Genomic DNA, 15,718 nt, shown 5'->3' with positions numbered 1-15,718 from the left:
TTATTTGATTACCAATATTAAAACACATTTTATCTAAAACAAAACTCCAACTGTTAATTACTTTGTTGAAAAGATTGGCACTAAAAATGATGTTTTTGAACTGATAAGAGTAATTTTAAATAACGATTAATCCAAATTTGCTTATGGAGTTTAGTCAACCTGACGACAACAACAATTTTTCGCTTACCCGCTTTGAATCCATGCTCAAAACCAATCATGTTTTGTTCTTTGATTCAAGCGAATTTGAAAACATCATCCATCACTATCTTGAAAGTGGCAAAATCGCTTTAGCAAAAAAAGCGATCAAACTTGGCTTAGAACAGCATCCAACTTCTGTGAATTTAAAATTGTTCTTGACAGAAATCTACATCATGGAAAACAAGTTTACTGAAGCTGATGAGATTTTAAATGAAATCCATATTGTAGAACCGTCTAATGAAGAAATCTATATTCAAAAAGCCAGTGTATTCTCAAAGCAGGATTTACATGAAAAAGCCATAGACACTTTAAAAATTGCTTTAACCCTCAATCAAGATGATGAAGGTTTAACCGATTTGTTTGCGCTAATTGGTATGGAATACTTATTTCTGGATCAATTTGAAAATGCAAGAGATTATTTTACTAAATGCCTTGATATCGATCTTGAAGATTATTCGGCTTTGTACAACATCATTTATTGCTATGATTTTCTAGATCAAAACCAGGAAGCTATAGACTTTCTAAATATTTATTTAGATAAAAATCCGTATTGCGAAGTGGCATGGCATCAGTTGGGTCGACAATATTTTACAATTAAAGATTACGATAAAGCATTAGCTGCTTTTGATTTTGCAATTATCTCTGATGACAAATTTGTAGGTGCTTACCTCGAAAAAGGAAAGGTTCTAGAAAAGAAAAAACTTTACAACGAAGCTATTGAAAACTACAAAATCACCTTAGCTTTAGATGAACCAACGTCGTTCGCATTGCTCAGAATTGGGCATTGTCACGAAAAACTAGGTCAAGATGATTTAGCAGTTCAGTATTTTTACAAAACAGTGCATGAAGATCCATTATTAGATAAAGGATGGATTGCCATCACGAAGTTCTACAATAAAAAACACAATTTCCAGAAGGCTTTATTCTATATCAATAAGGCTATTAATATTGATGGTGAAAATGTCATCTATTGGAAATTATATGCGCAAATAAATCATCGCTTAAATTTCTTGGAAGAGGCCGAACGTGGCTACAAAAAAACTTTAGATTTAGGAAATTACGAGCTTCAAACTTGGTTATCAAGAACAGACATTCTTATTGCCTTAGGCGAATATGAAGCTTCTGTTTTAAACTTAATACAAGCGGCAGAATTTTATCCGGAAACAGCTGAAATAGAGTTTCGTTTAGCAGGACTACATTTTACCATGCACGAAAGCAGCAAAGGTCATTATCACCTAAAAAACGCACTGTTGTTAGATCATGAATTTAATTTTATTCTTGATGAATTGTTTCCAATTGTATTGCAAAAACCTTCCGTTCAGAAACTAATTTCTCAAATAAAAAAGTAATTCGCTGTGAGGTCTAAAGTTTTAAAATCATTTCGACTTTAGTTTTAGAATACTCATTCCTATTTCATACCTTTACTTTTCTTATTTCTAAAAATGATTAGACAAGTTAAAGATTACTTAGTTATTCTACTGAAAGGGATTGCGATGGGAGCCGCAGATGTGGTTCCTGGCGTTTCAGGTGGAACCATTGCTTTTATTTCTGGGATTTATGAAGAACTCATTGAAAGCATCGCAAACCTAAACTTCAATGTGTTTAAAGTCTGGAAAAATGAAGGATTCAAAACGGCATGGACCTCCATAAACGGAAGCTTTCTTTTAGCCTTATTTTCGGGAATTGCCATCAGTATTTTATCCTTAGCTAAATTGATTAAATGGCTTTTGCATAACGAACCAATACTACTTTGGGCTTTCTTTTTCGGACTCGTATTAGCAAGTATTCTGTACATCGGAAAACAAATTAGGTCGTGGTCACCAAAGATTATCATAGCTATAATTATGACGTCTCTCCTATCCTATTACATCACATTAGCAGAACCGTTTGCATCGCCTGACAGTCCGTATTATTTGCTTTTTTGTGGTTTCATAGCCATAATTGCAATGATATTACCAGGCGTTTCTGGAGCATTCATATTGCTTATTCTTGGTGCTTATGAAACAGCGATCAATACCGTTAATAATTTGGTTGAAGGTGTAGCCACTGGTAATTGGGATATTCTAAAAGACGCACTCATCAACTTTTTTCTGCTTGGAATTGGAGCTATTGTTGGCTTGAAGGTCTTTTCAAAAGTTTTAAATTGGATGTTTAAACACCATAAAAATCTAACCTTAGCTATACTTACCGGTTTCATGATTGGATCCTTAAACAAAATTTGGCCGTGGAAAAACACGTTGAAAACTCGAATTAATTCTGAAGGATTAGAAGTTACTGTACTCGATGAAAGTATCTTACCATCGTCTTACGCTGGAGATTCAGAACTGGTCTTAGCCATTGTTTTTATAGTTATCGGATTTGCGACTATTCTCATTCTTGAAACGTTAGGCAGCAAAAAAGCAAACGTGTAATGGAAGCAACCAGAACCTTTAAAGATCGATTTTTCCTGGTCATTAAAGGACTTGGTATGGGAGCAGCTAACAAAGTACCAGGAGTTTCTGGTGGTGTTGTGGCTTTCGTTGCTGGTTTTTACGAAGAATTCATTTATTCTTTACAACGTGTCAACAAAACAGCTTTCAAACTTTTATTTAATGGTCGGTTTAAGAGCTTTTACAGATATATTAACGGACGATTTTTAGCCCTTTTATTCTCGGGAATGATTATCAGCTATTTTAGTGTTTCTAAAATTCTGGACTATTTCCTTCAACATTACGAGCTATATGTCTGGAGTTTATTCTTCGGAATGATTATCGGTTCTATTTATTACATCAATAAAGATTTTAACGACTGGAATTATAAAAGTATCATCGCCTTAAGCATCGGAATTCTATTAGGCGTCGGCATCAGCTTTTTAGATCCTGCAAAAGAAAACGACAACTTGTTTTTTGTATTTTTCTGCGGAATCATTAGCGTTTCTGGAATGACACTTCCCGGATTTTCAGGCTCATTTATTCTGATACTCTTAGGAAATTATGTATTGCTATTAGTGGATTCTGTGAATGCACTTTATGACACCTTTTCTGAAATCATTACTGGTGATTTTAGCTTCGTTAAGAACGAAGTTCGATTAAGATTACTGAAAGTCTTAGGTGTGTTTACCTTAGGCTCTGTTACTGGCTTAGTTACATTTTCTCATCTTTTGAGTTATGTGCTCAAACACTATAAAAGTATTACCACAGCGTCCATTATTGGTTTTATTATTGGATCTTTAGGTGTAGTTTGGCCTTGGAAAAAAACGATATTTAAAACCCATGACGATGGTTCCTTGTTATTGGATTCAAGAGGTGAAAAAATAATAGCCAATTACGAACGTTTTTTGCCAGAACTAAATGGTGAAACCTATTTTGCATTTGCTTATACCATCTTAGGTATTTTAGTCGTTCTCGGTTTAGAATGGTATGGTCAACGAACAAACAAAACTCATGTCTAGATTCGGATTGTTAGGAAAAAACATCGCGTATTCATTCTCACGTGGCTACTTTAAAGCTAAGTTTGAAGCCGAACAATTGCCGTTTACTTATGAAAATTTTGATCTCGCAGACATTGCCATGTTTCCTAAATTGCTTCAAGACCATCCAGATATTTCAGGCCTTAATGTAACTATTCCTTACAAAGAACAAGTCCTTCCTTATTTAGATAAACTCGACAAAAAAGCCAAAAAAATTGGAGCTGTAAATACCATTACCATTAATTCTAAAGGAAAACTCAAAGGCTATAATACCGATTGTTACGGATTTAAAAAATCGTTACAACCATTTCTTAAAAAACACCATAAAAAAGCATTGATTCTTGGTACTGGAGGCGCTTCCAAAGCGATCGCTTACACCTTAAAAAAGATGAAGATTAAGTTTGATTATGTCTCAAGAACTCCTAAAGTAAACGTTAAATTTACTTACGATGAATTAACTGTTAAAGACATTCAAAACTACAAAATCATCATCAACTGTACTCCTGTTGGCACACATCCTGAAGTTAATAGTTGTCCGGAGATTCCTTACGATGGTATTACAGACCAGCATTTATTGTACGATTTAATTTACAATCCTGAGGAAACCAAGTTTTTAAGATTGGGAAAATCACAAGGTGCTCAAATTTGTAACGGACTCAAAATGCTGGAGTTTCAGGCTGAAAAGGCATGGAAAATTTGGAATTCAACGCTTTAACTCGTCTAAATAGAGCTACTTTTTTGTAAATCAGTCATCGATTAGTATCTTAGCCCTCTAACATAAAAACATTGAAAAATGTCTGAGAACGATAACCTGCAAGATGCAGATGGAAAGATTGAACTAAATACTACTGAAACACCTCAAAATACTGAGGCATCTCAAGTTGCAGAAACCTCAACTTCCGAAGAACCTAAAGCTTCCGAAAAAACCGAAAATACTCCCGAAAAGGAAACGGTTTCCGAAGAGATCAAAGATGAACAAGCTAAAGTTGAAAAGGAGGTTGTTTCCGAAGATACAACTGAAGAACCTTTAGAAGAGACAAAAGACGTTACTGAAACGGTTTCTGAATCTACTAAAAAAGCTGATGCTCACGTTGAAGAAATTGAAGAGTCTAATGCTGAAGATGCTGAAGATGAAACCAATGCAGAGCGTCATGAAGTTGAAAGCAAAGACTATCACGCCATGTCTATGGAGCAATTGGTTGATGAATTTGAGACACTTCTAAGTGATAAAAAAATACAAACGATAAAATCTCAGGTAGATGAAATCAAATCTGAGTTTCACTCTAAATTTGGAGAACTTCTCGATGAAAAGAAGGAGGAGTTTTTAAGTGAAGGTGGAAACGAAATAGATTTCTATTTTACGACACCTGTAAAAAAGCGTTTTAACGACGCTTATAAAACCTACCGAAATAACCTCAACGCTTATTATAAAAACCTGGAGTCTAACTTAAAGCAAAACTTAGAAAACAGGCTTGCGATTATTGAGGAAATCAAAGGGTTGATAAATGTTGAAGAGAACATCAACACCACGTATAAGCATTTTAAAGATTTACAGGAACAATGGCGAAATGCTGGTCCGATTCCTAGAGACCGTTACAACAACGCCTGGAATTCGTATCATCACCATGTCGAAGTGTTTTATGACTTTTTACATTTAAATCGCGACTTACGCGATATGGATTTTAAACATAATCTCGATCAGAAAACCAAAATTATAGAACGTGCCGAAGAATTAGCTAAAGATGATAATATCAATAGAGCCTTCAGAGAATTACAAGTGCTTCATAAACTTTGGAAAGAAGAATTAGGACCTGTTGACAGAGAATACAGAGAAGATATTTGGGAACGTTTTAGTAATGCAACCAAAACAATCCATGATAAGCGTCAGGCCTACTATGCCGATTTAGATAAAGCTCACGAAGCTAATCTGGTAAAAAAGGAAGAAATTATTGCCAAAATAGATGAAATCTCTCAAGATCAGCCAAAAAGTCATCAGGCATGGCAAAAAAAGATCAAAGAAATTGAAGCCTTACGTCAGGATTTCTTTAATGCTGGTAAAGTTCCAATTAAAGTTAACGATGCTACTTGGACGAAGTTCAAAACAGCTGTTAGAAACTTTAACCGAAATAAAAATGCCTTTTACAAGTCGCTTAAAAAAGATCAATATGATAATCTTAATAAGAAGCTTGAACTTATCAAAATTGCTGAAGACAATAAAGACAGTGAAGATTTTGAAACGACAACGTCTTTAATGAAAAAAATTCAGGCAGACTGGAAAAATATTGGTCATGTTCCCAGAAAAGACAGCGACAAAATCTGGAAGCAATTTAAAAAAGCCTGCAACCATTACTTCGATAGAATGCATGAAGAAAAAAATGCTGCCAGTAAGGAAGAAATGGCTGCTTTTGAAGAAAAATCTGCGTTATTAGAAACTGTAAAGGCTATTGAACTTACCGGAAAGCCTGAGAAGGATATCGAAACGATTAAAGACCAAATTAATGCATGGAAGTCCATTGGACATATTCCATCCAACAAGCGTTTTATTGAAGGTAAATTCAACAAAGCGATTGATGCTCTTTTTGGAAAGTTAGATATGGATAAGGCGAAATTAGACATGATAAAGTTTGAAAACAAACTTGAAACCTTATCTAAACCAGATGACACCCGACTTTTAGATAACGAACAGAATTACATCAGAAAGAAGATTAGCGAAATTAAAGGTGAAATAAATCAGTTAGAAAATAACATGCAGTTTTTTTCAAATGTTGATGAAACCAATCCGTTAGTAAGAGATGTGATAAAAAATATTAAGAATCACAAAGACAATCTACAAACTTGGAAAGATAAGCTTAGAAAGGTGAAAAGTATGTACTAGTGTTTTTCTAGGTGAAACCTTAACAAAACAACTATCTTTACAAGAAACGTACACACATGTCTTTCAAAACACTTAATCTTAACAAAGCTATAGTAAAAGCTATTGATGAAGCGGGTTATACCGAACCCACTTTAATCCAGGAGCAGACCATTCCGTTAGTTTTAGAAAAAAAGGATGTCATTGCTTCGGCACAAACCGGAACAGGAAAAACAGCTGCTTTTGCACTTCCGATTTTGCAATTGCTTTTCGATAAACAAGATGCGCCAAAAAAAGGAAAGAAGATAAAAGTATTGGTTGTGAGTCCGACACGAGAACTCGCAGTTCAAATTGGAAAAAGTTTCAATACTTATTCGAAATATACCAATTTGAGAACGACTGTAGTTTTTGGAGGCACAGGTATTGAACCTCAAATAGATATTCTAAAAAAAGGCGTGGATATTGTTGTTGCAACACCTGGACGCTTATTAGATTTACACAAGCAAGATGTTTTAAATCTGGATTATGTAGAAATTTTAGTGCTCGACGAAGCCGATTTAATGTTGGATTTGGGCTTTATAGATGACGTCAAAAAAATCGAGCGTTTATGTCCGGAAACTAAACAGAATTTACTGTTTTCGGCTACGATGCCTTTTAAAGTTGAACAGTTAGCCAACTCTATTTTAAATGCTCCTGAACGCATTGAAGTCACTCCTACCTCATCTGCAGCAAAAAATGTGAGTCAGATATTATATTATGTTCCGAAGCGAAATAAAATAGAACTGTGTTTACACTTGTTGAGAAATACAATCAAAGGCAAACGCATTCTGATTTTCAGACGTACAAAATTTGGTGTTGATAAATTAGAACAGACGCTTACCAATAATGGTTATAGTGTTGAACGTTTACATGGCGACAGAACACAAAGCGAACGTCAGACAGCTCTTAATAAATTCAAACATGCTGAAGTCAATATTTTAATTGCGACTGATGTTGCTGCGCGTGGTATTGACATTAACGAATTAGATGCTGTAGTGAATTTTGATTTGCCTAACGTTCCTGAAACATATGTGCATCGTATTGGAAGAACAGGACGTGCTGGTAATTTTGGAAAATCCTATTCCCTGTGTTCTGCTGATGAAAAAAGCTATGTCAAAAGCATTCAGCAATTGATTAATGTGCAGATTCCTGTAGAAGACAATCATCCTTATCCGTTAGATCCTAAAGCCAAGCCTATTGTGCATAAAAAGCAAGGCAGTAAATACAAAAAAGGACGTAAAGGTGAAGGTTCTAAAAAGAAAAAAAAGCGCTGGTATTGATATTGTTAGGTGTTAGGTGTTAGGTGTTAGGTGTTAGGTGTTAGGTGTTAGGTGTTAGGTGTTAGGTGTTAGGTGAAAATAATCTTAAAAGATAAATAAACTATGTTTTACGATACTTTAATGTTTTTGCATTTATACACAGTTGTTCCTTGTGTCTTTATTGGTGGTTTTCTTTTGATTATAAAAAAGGGAACATTAATTCATAAACGACTAGGTCGAATCTATATGATACTGATGCTTTTTACCGCCATTGTTACACTTTTTATGCCTGCAGCAGTTGGTGGTCGCATTTTGAATCATTTCGGATGGATTCATTTGTTTAGTTTTCTAACGCTTTGGACAGTTCCTACAGCGTATTTAGCCATAAAGAAAGGCAATGTGAAATCGCACAAACGAAAAATGGTTTTACTCTACTTTGGCGCTATTGTTATAGCAGGTGCTTTTACATTTACTCCAGGTCGCTATTTGCATGAGGTGTTTTTTACCTAATTTTGATCTAATCAGTTATTTCAATAAAAGTGGTTATCTTTAATCTCAAATCCAACCTTTATGAGCTCAGATTATAATAATCCTGCGTTTAAAAAATTACTTAAACGACTACAAGAAGAAAGCTGGCAATTGGAATTAATTATTTCTGGTTTTGCTATTTTCGGTCTGTTTACGGCTGTTGGACCTATTAGTGATGCAGCTAATCTTGCACAATTAAAACAGCAATTGGCCTTGACCATTGTACTGAGTATTGGAGTCGTTTCTTGCGCGATTCTTATTTTTAATTTACTACTTCATGTGGTTCTTAGAGGACTTTGGATTGGCACACTCGGCTTACGCTACGTATCTGGAGATATTGATTACGATTCTTTAAACTATAGTGAAAAGTTCACCAAATACCTTAAGAAAAAAGTAGGATCCTTCGACAAGTATGTCGCTACCTTAGAGAATTATTGCAGTGTGATTTTTGCTATTTCTTTTCTGCTCATCTTCTACGTACTGGCTTTAACATTTACGATTCTCTCTATCGCGCTTATTGCTTCTAAAATAATTGATAATGACAATTTACCTGAAACTTTAAGATTGATTCTAGGTATTTCGCTAATTGTGTTTTTAGTTTTTGGGATGATTCTCACCTTTATAGATTTCATCACGCAAGGTTGGCTTAAAAAAAAGAAATGGATTTCTAAAATCTACTTCCCTGTGTATTGGGTGTTTAGTTTTATAACCTTATCCTTCTTATACAGACCATTAGTCTATAATTTTTTAGATAATAAATTCGGAAGGCGATTAAGTTTCGTGCTTTTACCTATTTACATTGCAATTTTAATTTTAACTTCATTTCAATATCAGCCATCAAACTATTTTGATGCTGTTGATTATTCTTCGGAAATTGCTGCGAGCAGAACGAGTTATCTTGATTTATTAGATGAAAATGAGCACGTTGACGAATTTGCTATTGCCTCAAAAGTGATTACAACACCATACCTCAATGTCTTTATGGAACTCACCGACAATGTTGAAGACAATGTATTTAATTTTAATCCTGATTTAGTTCCGGAAAAAGATAGAAGAGGGCTTAGAAGTAATATTATTGTCACGAATGACATCAATTGGTCAACCATTAGAAAGCAACAAAAACACTATTTAAATACTTTAAATCAGGTGTACAATGTTAGAATTGACAGCACTGATTATGATGCAGATTTTATCTTATCTGAAATAAAAGTCAAAGATATTGGCTTTGAAACCTACCTTAGCCTTAAAGACTTAGAAGACGGCAAACATCTGTTGAAGGTTATTAGGAAACGTATAAAAGAAGGAGACACAGTTAAACACGCTGTATGCAGAATTCCGTTTTGGTATTTCAAAGATTAAACCATTCGCTTATTAAAATAATACTTTAAAATTGGTATTTGAATACACAACATTACTGCCAATAATAAAGTTGCATAGAGAGTTACTTGAGATATGTCCAGATTTGAAAACGGACTTGAAAATTCAAAATTTGGAAGTTGAAACTGATCTATATTCCATGTTTTCAACCAGCTGCTATTGGCTGTAGGAACCATATAAAAGGAATACACCACAATCGCTGCAAATCCCAGACCAATAAGAGCCCAAATACGTTTAGAAATTAACGGCACATAAGTGGTAGCCTTCGAGCTACTTATTGCTTTTACCTGAGACATTACATGAATTGTAAAATCTGATGATGTAGATTCAACGGATGATTTGCCTATCACCTTTCGTGATAAGTCATCTAAATATTTATCTGCGTTCTCTTTCATAATAAGCAATGGTTTCAGGTTCTAATTGTGACTTTAAAATGGTAGCTAACTTTTTTCGGCTTCTAAATAATTTTACTTTTATTGAATTGGCTGTAATACCAACAATCTTCGATATGTCATCCAGAGATAAATCATCAAAATAATATAAAGTTAACAAAAAGCTTTCTTCGCTTGGTAATAAGGCTATACATCTTTGTATCACTTCTTCTTGTTCTTTGGTTTCCAATCGATCTAATGCATTATCAATGGTAATAACCTGATGCGCTGTAAATTCATTGATTTCAACTTCGTTGAAATGTTTTTTATTTTTTTTAATTCTATCAAGACTCGTATTATATGCCACTCTGTAAATCCATGTTGAAAACTTAGAATCGCCTTTAAACTTTTCAAGTGATTTATACGTTTTAATAAATGTATCCTGAGCAACCTCTTCCGCTTCTTCCCTGTTTTTCAGCATTCGCAGTGCTAAAGTAAACACCAGATCTTTGTAGCGATCTACCAGCAAAGCAAATGCATGAGTATCGCCTTCAACAATTTGATTGATGAGTATTTGATCGTTGTTGGTCATTTTTAATCTAAGACGACATTAGTATGTGTATGGTTACACAATGGTGGAAAAAACATTTTTTTAAGTAATTGTGTAACCAAAATCTAAAACCTATCGTCATAAGCTCAGAACAAATAAATTTAATCAATTAAAAAACAACATTATGGACGGAGAAATTCTCATACCAATTAGCATGTTTCTTGCACTCTTTGGAGTAATCTATTTATACTTATCTACAAGAAATAAAGAACGTTTAGCACTTATTGAAAAAGGTGCTGATGCCACAATTTTTATGAAAGGTAAAGGTCATACTGCACCAATCTGGAAAGTACTTATTTTAAATTTTGCGCTCTTACTAATGGGAATTGGAATTGGTATTTTTATTGCATCAATATTACACTATAACCTTGGTGTGGAAGAAGATGTCGCATTTCCAGGTACCATTTTCTTAATGGCTGGAATTGGTCTTTTTACTGGATTTACTATGACCAAAAATTTAGACAAGGAATAATAACAGTCCTACCAACCAATTTTACAACTGCTATTCAATCAATAGCAGTTTTTTTATGCTTTTTTTAAACCTAACTTTATGTACCTTTAGGCTTTAAATTTGAAAATGTAAAACTCAAAATGAAAAAAATATTCGCTCTTATTGTAATTACAATGACACTATCTGCCTGTAAAAAAGACAAAGACACTACTAAAACTGAGGTCTTGACTGAAACAAACGCTTCTTTTGAAACCGTTTTAGAAAGTTACCACGAAGAAGGCTTAAAGTTAAATCCTTTAAATGCAACTGCTGCTGGAGACAATAGATACAACGATCAATTACCAAACTTTTTATCTGATGATTTCACGCAACAGGTAAAAGACTACTATACCAATTACAAAAATAAAGTCAACAGTTTTGACGATTCTGAGCTTTCTGAAAGTCAGCAATTGAGCAAACAAATTTTAAACTGGGAATGCGACATCAATCTTGCAGGCTTCAAATACAATGAAGATTTGACACCTATCAATCAAATGTGGACGCTACAGTTAACAATTGGGCAATTGGCTAGTGGTGCAAGTTCTCAACCTTTTGAAACCGTTGAAGATTACAGCAATTGGTTAAAACGTCTGGATGGTTATCTGGAGTGGATGAATTCTGCTGAAGACAACATGAAAAAAGGTATTGAAACTGGTTATGTATTACCAAAGTCATTAATTGTTAAAGTACTTCCGCAGTTAGAAGCTTTAACAACTACGAATATGGACGACCATTTGTTTTACAATCCAATTAAAAATTTACCAGACACGTTTTCCGAAGGTGATAAAGCAAAACTTACTGAAGCCTATACTGAAAAAATAACAAAAGAAATCGCTCCAGCATACAAAAAATTACATGATTTTATGAGTACAACCTACTTGGAACAAGGGCGAGCAACGAGTGGTGTATCAGACCTTCCAAATGGTGATAACTATTATAGTCATCAAATTAAAAAATTTACAACAACCAATATGACTGCCGACGAAATTCATGAATTAGGCTTAAAGGAAGTTGCGCGTATTTTATCTGAAATGGAAGCGGTAAAAAAAGAAGTTGGTTATGAAGGTGATATTATATCCTTCTTTGATTTTGTTAGAACGAATAAGGATTTAATGCCGTTTAAAACACCTGAGAAAGTAATCCATAATTTTAATGAAATTCATGATAAAATGAAGCCTCAAATCGACAAATTATTCGATTTGCAACCTACAACCGATTTTGAAGTGCGACGTACGGAAGCCTTTAGAGAAGCTTCAGCCAGTGCAGAATACAATCCTGGATCTTTAGATGGTTCTCGACCAGGTATTTTTTACACACCAATTCCTGATGCTACAAAATACAATGTGTTTTCAGATGAAGCCTTGTTTTTACATGAAGCCATTCCAGGTCACCACTTTCAAATTTCATTACAACAAGAAAATAAAGAGTTACCAAGTTTCAGAAAAACACTTTGGTATAGTGCATATGGTGAAGGTTGGGCTTTATATTGTGAATCTTTAGGAAAAGAATTAGGTTTATATACAGATCCTTACCAGTATTTTGGAATGTTAAGTATGGAAATGCATCGTGCTATTCGTTTGGTGGTTGATACAGGAATTCATACAAAGGGTTGGTCTCGCGAACAAGCCATTAAATATTCTCTTAAAAATGAAGCTGAAAGCGAAGCAAGTATTACTTCAGAAATAGAACGTTATATGGCTATGCCAGGACAAGCTTTATCCTATAAAATAGGTCAGCTAAAATTACTTGAATTACGTGCTAAAGCTGAAAAAGAATTGGGCGACAAATTTGATGTTGCTCAGTTTCACAATCAGGTATTAGAATCGGGATGTATGCCTTTAGCCTTATTAGAAACTAAAATAGACAACTGGATTGCATCAATTAAATAAATATTTAATATTATTATTAGTTTCATGCTTTGTGACTAACGGTTTTTCGCAAACCAAAGTACTGAGTATTGAAACCGAATATCCTGTATCGTATGCTACAATTTCATTTGGTGACGGACAAGGGATTTTTGCGGATGAAGAAGGTTATTTCTACTTTACTGAGAAGTTATATCCAGATGTCGATTCGCTTTACATTTCGGCTTTAGGGTTTAAAGAAAAAACAGTTGCGAGTTCGAATCTTCCTGAACAATTATATCTAGAAACAGAAACCAATACTTTAGATGAAGTTGTAATTCGTGCCACAGTAGATCGAAAGTTTAAAACCGAAACCATTGAACCCTATTTAGATGACGATTATTACAAATGCTGGCTTCCGACTATAGAGAGTGAAATTGCGGTTTATTTTCCAAATGAAGATGATCGGCTAAAAAAGATTGCTTCTGTATTATTTCCTATAACTTTAGAATCGCGAGACTGGAATAAGCGCAAACGTAGTAATGCCGACAAGAGAGCATTTTCGACCTTGTTTAAAGTGAAATTCTACAAAAATAATAATGGTTTGCCTGGAGATCCACTAACCTATTCTAATATTGTTTTTAGAGCTACTGAAAAAAATGGCGATGAATTTGAACTACATGTTTCAGAGCATGATTTGATGGTTCCAGATGGTGGTTTTTTTGTATCACTTCAGGTATTAGGTTACACTGACGACAACGGTAAACTCTTACCGAATAAGAAATACAAGGAAATCAAAACCAAAACGGGTACGGTAAAAATTCCGACTAACTTTAGACCTTTACTTCCTTTCACAGATGAGATAAATACTTATCGAACCTATATAAAACGTGTGTTTATTAATGGCAATGGTTGGGTTCAATTTAAAAAAGGTAATGGTATTGAATCGAGTTTACTCAGGTCTGACCTCAATAATTATGGTGTTGGCATCTCATTAAATATCTACAAAGATGAATAGTTCATGGCATTTTTATGTGTTGCCTATTGTACTGGTTTTGGCAGGTATTATGCATTTTATAAAACCTAAAGTCTATTTGCGAATTATGCCTCGCTATTTACCATATCACAAATTATTAGTTTATTTAAGTGGTATTGCCGAAATAGGTTTAGGTCTGGCGCTCTGTATTCCTGCTTTGAAGACTTTCGCTGTGTATGGCATAATAGCAATGTTGTTAGTCTTTTTACTTGTCCATTTTTATATGCTTTTTGGAGAAAAAGAAAGTGCAGGTATCCCGAAATGGATTCTAGTGATACGCATTCCGTTACAATTCGGATTGATGTATTGGGCTTGGTGGTATTTGTAATTTTATTTTTCACAAACTTCTCTTTTGATTAAATTATATATCATTTTTTAACAAATTGCAGCTCACTTTATTTGCTTTTGTTTAGATTATTTTCTATATTAATACATTGGTTTAATTTGAAAATATACAACTATGACTTCAACAAAAATAAAGCTGAGTAAAAGAGTACATCGCAATAAACAACAAATCATAATTGATTTTCCATTTGACGAAGAGCTTATTTCGTTGGTAAAAACAATACCAGGTAGACGATGGAGTCAAATCTTGAAACACTGGTATGTTCCATATTCGGAAAGTGCTTTAAAAAATGTTCAGGCTACACTAAAGAATTATAATGTTGACAGTTCAGATTTTAACAAGCGTCATTATCTAGATCATTCAATACTTCCAAAAAAATACAAGACGCTAACAACTTATTATTCAAAATATCTCAGCGGAAAACGCTACAGTAAAAGCACCATAGATAGCTATTTATTTTTAGTAACCGATTTTTTAACATATAGCAAATCAAAAGAACTACATGAACTTACGTTACGGCAAGTGGAACTTTATATTGAAGATGTATTCTTAAACCGAAAGTACTCTATTAGTACGCAGCGTCAGTTGGTAAGTACTTTAAAACTATTTAAAAGTTTTTGTCCTGAAGTTGGATATGATGCCATAGAATTAGAGCGACCAAAAAAGGACAGAAAGCTGCCAGTTGTATTATCAAAAGAAGAAATTATAAATTTAATTCGTTTAACAAAAAATCTCAAACATCGTGCTATTATTGCGCTTATTTATTCGTGCGGACTTCGGATTAGCGAATTAATTAATTTGGAAATAAGACATATAGATATAAACCGAAAACAACTTCATATAAAAAATGCCAAAGGAAGAAAGGATAGATATGTGATTATTGCGGAAAGTTTTATGCCCTTACTTCATAATTACATGACAACATATGAACCTACCCGATTTTTTGTTGAAGGTCAAAAAGGCAATCGTTACAGTGCAGAAAGTATACGAAAATTTCTTAAGACATCTTGCCAACGAGCAGGAATTTATAAACGAGTAACTCCGCATACCTTGAGACATAGCTATGCTACGCATTTGCTGGAAAACGGAATCGATTTGCGATACATTCAGGCATTATTAGGACATGCGAAACCAGAAACTACGATGATATATACGCATGTTGCACAGAAAGATTTGTTAGCAATTAAGAGTCCGTTAGACATTGCTGTTAAGCAATTTACAGCTACGGAACATAGCAACCAAAAAGTTGTCATATCCGGATCTTAGGTCCCAAAATATGTTATATTTGTTTGTATATAACCAGTTACCAACCATAGTGCAA

At 34.0% G+C, this 15,718-nt stretch carries 15 protein-coding genes; 13 read left to right on the top strand and 2 right to left on the bottom strand.

Annotated features, from left to right (window positions below; all coding sequences use genetic code 11):
• Nucleotides 1–143 precede the first annotated feature (143 nt).
• From TD18_RS12765 to TD18_RS12730, 8 genes are all read left to right on the top strand, one after another.
• Nucleotides 144–1,547, top strand: coding sequence for a tetratricopeptide repeat protein (locus TD18_RS12765; RefSeq protein ID WP_040253277.1), 1,404 nt, complete (start codon nucleotides 144–146; stop codon nucleotides 1,545–1,547).
• Nucleotides 1,548–1,640: 93 nt separating this feature from the next.
• Nucleotides 1,641–2,609: a DUF368 domain-containing protein gene (locus TD18_RS12760; protein ID WP_040253274.1), complete on the top strand. Its 969-nt coding sequence runs from the start codon at nucleotides 1,641–1,643 to the stop codon at nucleotides 2,607–2,609.
• Nucleotides 2,609–3,628 (top strand): DUF368 domain-containing protein, encoded by a 1,020-nt coding sequence (locus TD18_RS12755; protein ID WP_040253272.1) that lies wholly within the window; start codon nucleotides 2,609–2,611, stop codon nucleotides 3,626–3,628. Before TD18_RS12760 ends, TD18_RS12755 begins: the two co-directional genes overlap by 1 nt.
• Nucleotides 3,621–4,361 (top strand): shikimate dehydrogenase family protein, encoded by a 741-nt coding sequence (locus tag TD18_RS12750; RefSeq protein WP_241480676.1) that lies wholly within the window; start codon nucleotides 3,621–3,623, stop codon nucleotides 4,359–4,361. The genes TD18_RS12755 and TD18_RS12750 overlap by 8 nt, the downstream gene beginning before the upstream one ends.
• Nucleotides 4,362–4,439: 78 nt before the next feature.
• A complete protein-coding gene (locus tag TD18_RS12745) occupies nucleotides 4,440–6,521 on the top strand; it encodes a DUF349 domain-containing protein (RefSeq protein ID WP_040253268.1) in 2,082 nt (693 codons plus the stop codon).
• Between the two features lie 56 nt (nucleotides 6,522–6,577).
• Entirely contained in the window at nucleotides 6,578–7,816 is a 1,239-nt protein-coding gene (locus tag TD18_RS12740; RefSeq protein ID WP_040253266.1) for a DEAD/DEAH box helicase, read from the top strand.
• Between the two features lie 102 nt (nucleotides 7,817–7,918).
• Nucleotides 7,919–8,305 carry a DUF2306 domain-containing protein gene (locus TD18_RS12735; protein WP_040253265.1) on the top strand — a complete coding sequence of 129 codons (387 nt, stop codon included), beginning with the start codon at nucleotides 7,919–7,921 and terminating at the stop codon, nucleotides 8,303–8,305.
• 60 nt (nucleotides 8,306–8,365) lie between these two features.
• On the top strand, nucleotides 8,366–9,682 hold the full coding sequence (locus tag TD18_RS12730) for a G protein-coupled receptor family protein (RefSeq protein WP_040253263.1): 1,317 nt from the start codon (nucleotides 8,366–8,368) through the stop codon (nucleotides 9,680–9,682).
• Here the strand turns inward: TD18_RS12730 and TD18_RS12725 are convergent.
• Both TD18_RS12725 and TD18_RS12720 read right to left on the bottom strand, forming a co-directional pair.
• Nucleotides 9,679–10,095 (bottom strand): hypothetical protein, encoded by a 417-nt coding sequence (locus TD18_RS12725; RefSeq protein ID WP_040253260.1) that lies wholly within the window; start codon nucleotides 10,093–10,095, stop codon nucleotides 9,679–9,681. The genes TD18_RS12730 and TD18_RS12725 overlap by 4 nt on opposite strands.
• The gene (locus TD18_RS12720) at nucleotides 10,076–10,663 is read right to left on the bottom strand and encodes an RNA polymerase sigma factor (protein WP_040253257.1); all 588 of its coding nucleotides are present in this window, start codon (nucleotides 10,661–10,663) and stop codon (nucleotides 10,076–10,078) included. Before TD18_RS12720 ends, TD18_RS12725 begins: the two co-directional genes overlap by 20 nt.
• A gap of 142 nt (nucleotides 10,664–10,805) precedes the next feature.
• Between TD18_RS12720 and TD18_RS12715 the strand changes: the two genes are divergently transcribed.
• The 5 genes from TD18_RS12715 to xerA all read left to right on the top strand — a co-directional run bounded on the left by TD18_RS12715 (nucleotide 10,806) and on the right by xerA (nucleotide 15,663).
• A complete protein-coding gene (locus TD18_RS12715; protein ID WP_040253255.1) occupies nucleotides 10,806–11,153 on the top strand; it encodes a DUF6249 domain-containing protein in 348 nt (115 codons plus the stop codon).
• 119 nt (nucleotides 11,154–11,272) lie between these two features.
• A complete protein-coding gene (locus TD18_RS12710) occupies nucleotides 11,273–13,060 on the top strand; it encodes a DUF885 domain-containing protein (protein WP_040253250.1) in 1,788 nt (595 codons plus the stop codon).
• Nucleotides 13,061–13,091: 31 nt separating this feature from the next.
• Nucleotides 13,092–14,033 carry a peptidase associated/transthyretin-like domain-containing protein gene (locus TD18_RS12705; RefSeq protein WP_052461200.1) on the top strand — a complete coding sequence of 314 codons (942 nt, stop codon included), beginning with the start codon at nucleotides 13,092–13,094 and terminating at the stop codon, nucleotides 14,031–14,033.
• Complete coding sequence (locus TD18_RS12700; protein ID WP_040253248.1) at nucleotides 14,026–14,379, top strand: DoxX family protein; 354 nt, start codon at nucleotides 14,026–14,028, stop codon at nucleotides 14,377–14,379. The genes TD18_RS12705 and TD18_RS12700 overlap by 8 nt, the downstream gene beginning before the upstream one ends.
• Before the next feature lie 132 nt (nucleotides 14,380–14,511).
• On the top strand, nucleotides 14,512–15,663 hold the full coding sequence (gene xerA, locus TD18_RS12695; RefSeq protein ID WP_040253245.1) for a site-specific tyrosine recombinase/integron integrase: 1,152 nt from the start codon (nucleotides 14,512–14,514) through the stop codon (nucleotides 15,661–15,663).
• Nucleotides 15,664–15,718: the final 55 nt, after the last annotated feature.

The organism is Psychroserpens mesophilus (assembly GCF_000826645.1).
GTDB lineage: Bacteria > Bacteroidota > Bacteroidia > Flavobacteriales > Flavobacteriaceae > Psychroserpens > Psychroserpens mesophilus.
The sequence above is the reverse complement of the archived record's forward strand: the minus strand, read 5'-3'. Positions and strand labels throughout refer to the sequence as shown.

Excerpts from the sequence above, each read along its gene's own strand:
- TD18_RS12765 (WP_040253277.1), top strand. The coding sequence starts at position 144 with ATGGAGTTTAGTCAACCTGACGACAACAACAATTTTTCGCTTACCCGC.
- TD18_RS12760 (WP_040253274.1), top strand. The coding sequence starts at position 1,641 with ATGATTAGACAAGTTAAAGATTACTTAGTTATTCTACTGAAAGGGATT.
- TD18_RS12755 (WP_040253272.1), top strand. The coding sequence starts at position 2,609 with ATGGAAGCAACCAGAACCTTTAAAGATCGATTTTTCCTGGTCATTAAA.
- TD18_RS12750 (WP_241480676.1), top strand. The coding sequence starts at position 3,621 with ATGTCTAGATTCGGATTGTTAGGAAAAAACATCGCGTATTCATTCTCA.
- TD18_RS12745 (WP_040253268.1), top strand. The coding sequence starts at position 4,440 with ATGTCTGAGAACGATAACCTGCAAGATGCAGATGGAAAGATTGAACTA.
- TD18_RS12740 (WP_040253266.1), top strand. The coding sequence starts at position 6,578 with ATGTCTTTCAAAACACTTAATCTTAACAAAGCTATAGTAAAAGCTATT.
- TD18_RS12735 (WP_040253265.1), top strand. The coding sequence starts at position 7,919 with ATGTTTTACGATACTTTAATGTTTTTGCATTTATACACAGTTGTTCCT.
- TD18_RS12730 (WP_040253263.1), top strand. The coding sequence starts at position 8,366 with ATGAGCTCAGATTATAATAATCCTGCGTTTAAAAAATTACTTAAACGA.
- TD18_RS12725 (WP_040253260.1), bottom strand. The coding sequence starts at position 10,095 with ATGAAAGAGAACGCAGATAAATATTTAGATGACTTATCACGAAAGGTG.
- TD18_RS12720 (WP_040253257.1), bottom strand. The coding sequence starts at position 10,663 with ATGACCAACAACGATCAAATACTCATCAATCAAATTGTTGAAGGCGAT.
- TD18_RS12715 (WP_040253255.1), top strand. The coding sequence starts at position 10,806 with ATGGACGGAGAAATTCTCATACCAATTAGCATGTTTCTTGCACTCTTT.
- TD18_RS12710 (WP_040253250.1), top strand. The coding sequence starts at position 11,273 with ATGAAAAAAATATTCGCTCTTATTGTAATTACAATGACACTATCTGCC.
- TD18_RS12700 (WP_040253248.1), top strand. The coding sequence starts at position 14,026 with ATGAATAGTTCATGGCATTTTTATGTGTTGCCTATTGTACTGGTTTTG.
- xerA (WP_040253245.1), top strand. The coding sequence starts at position 14,512 with ATGACTTCAACAAAAATAAAGCTGAGTAAAAGAGTACATCGCAATAAA.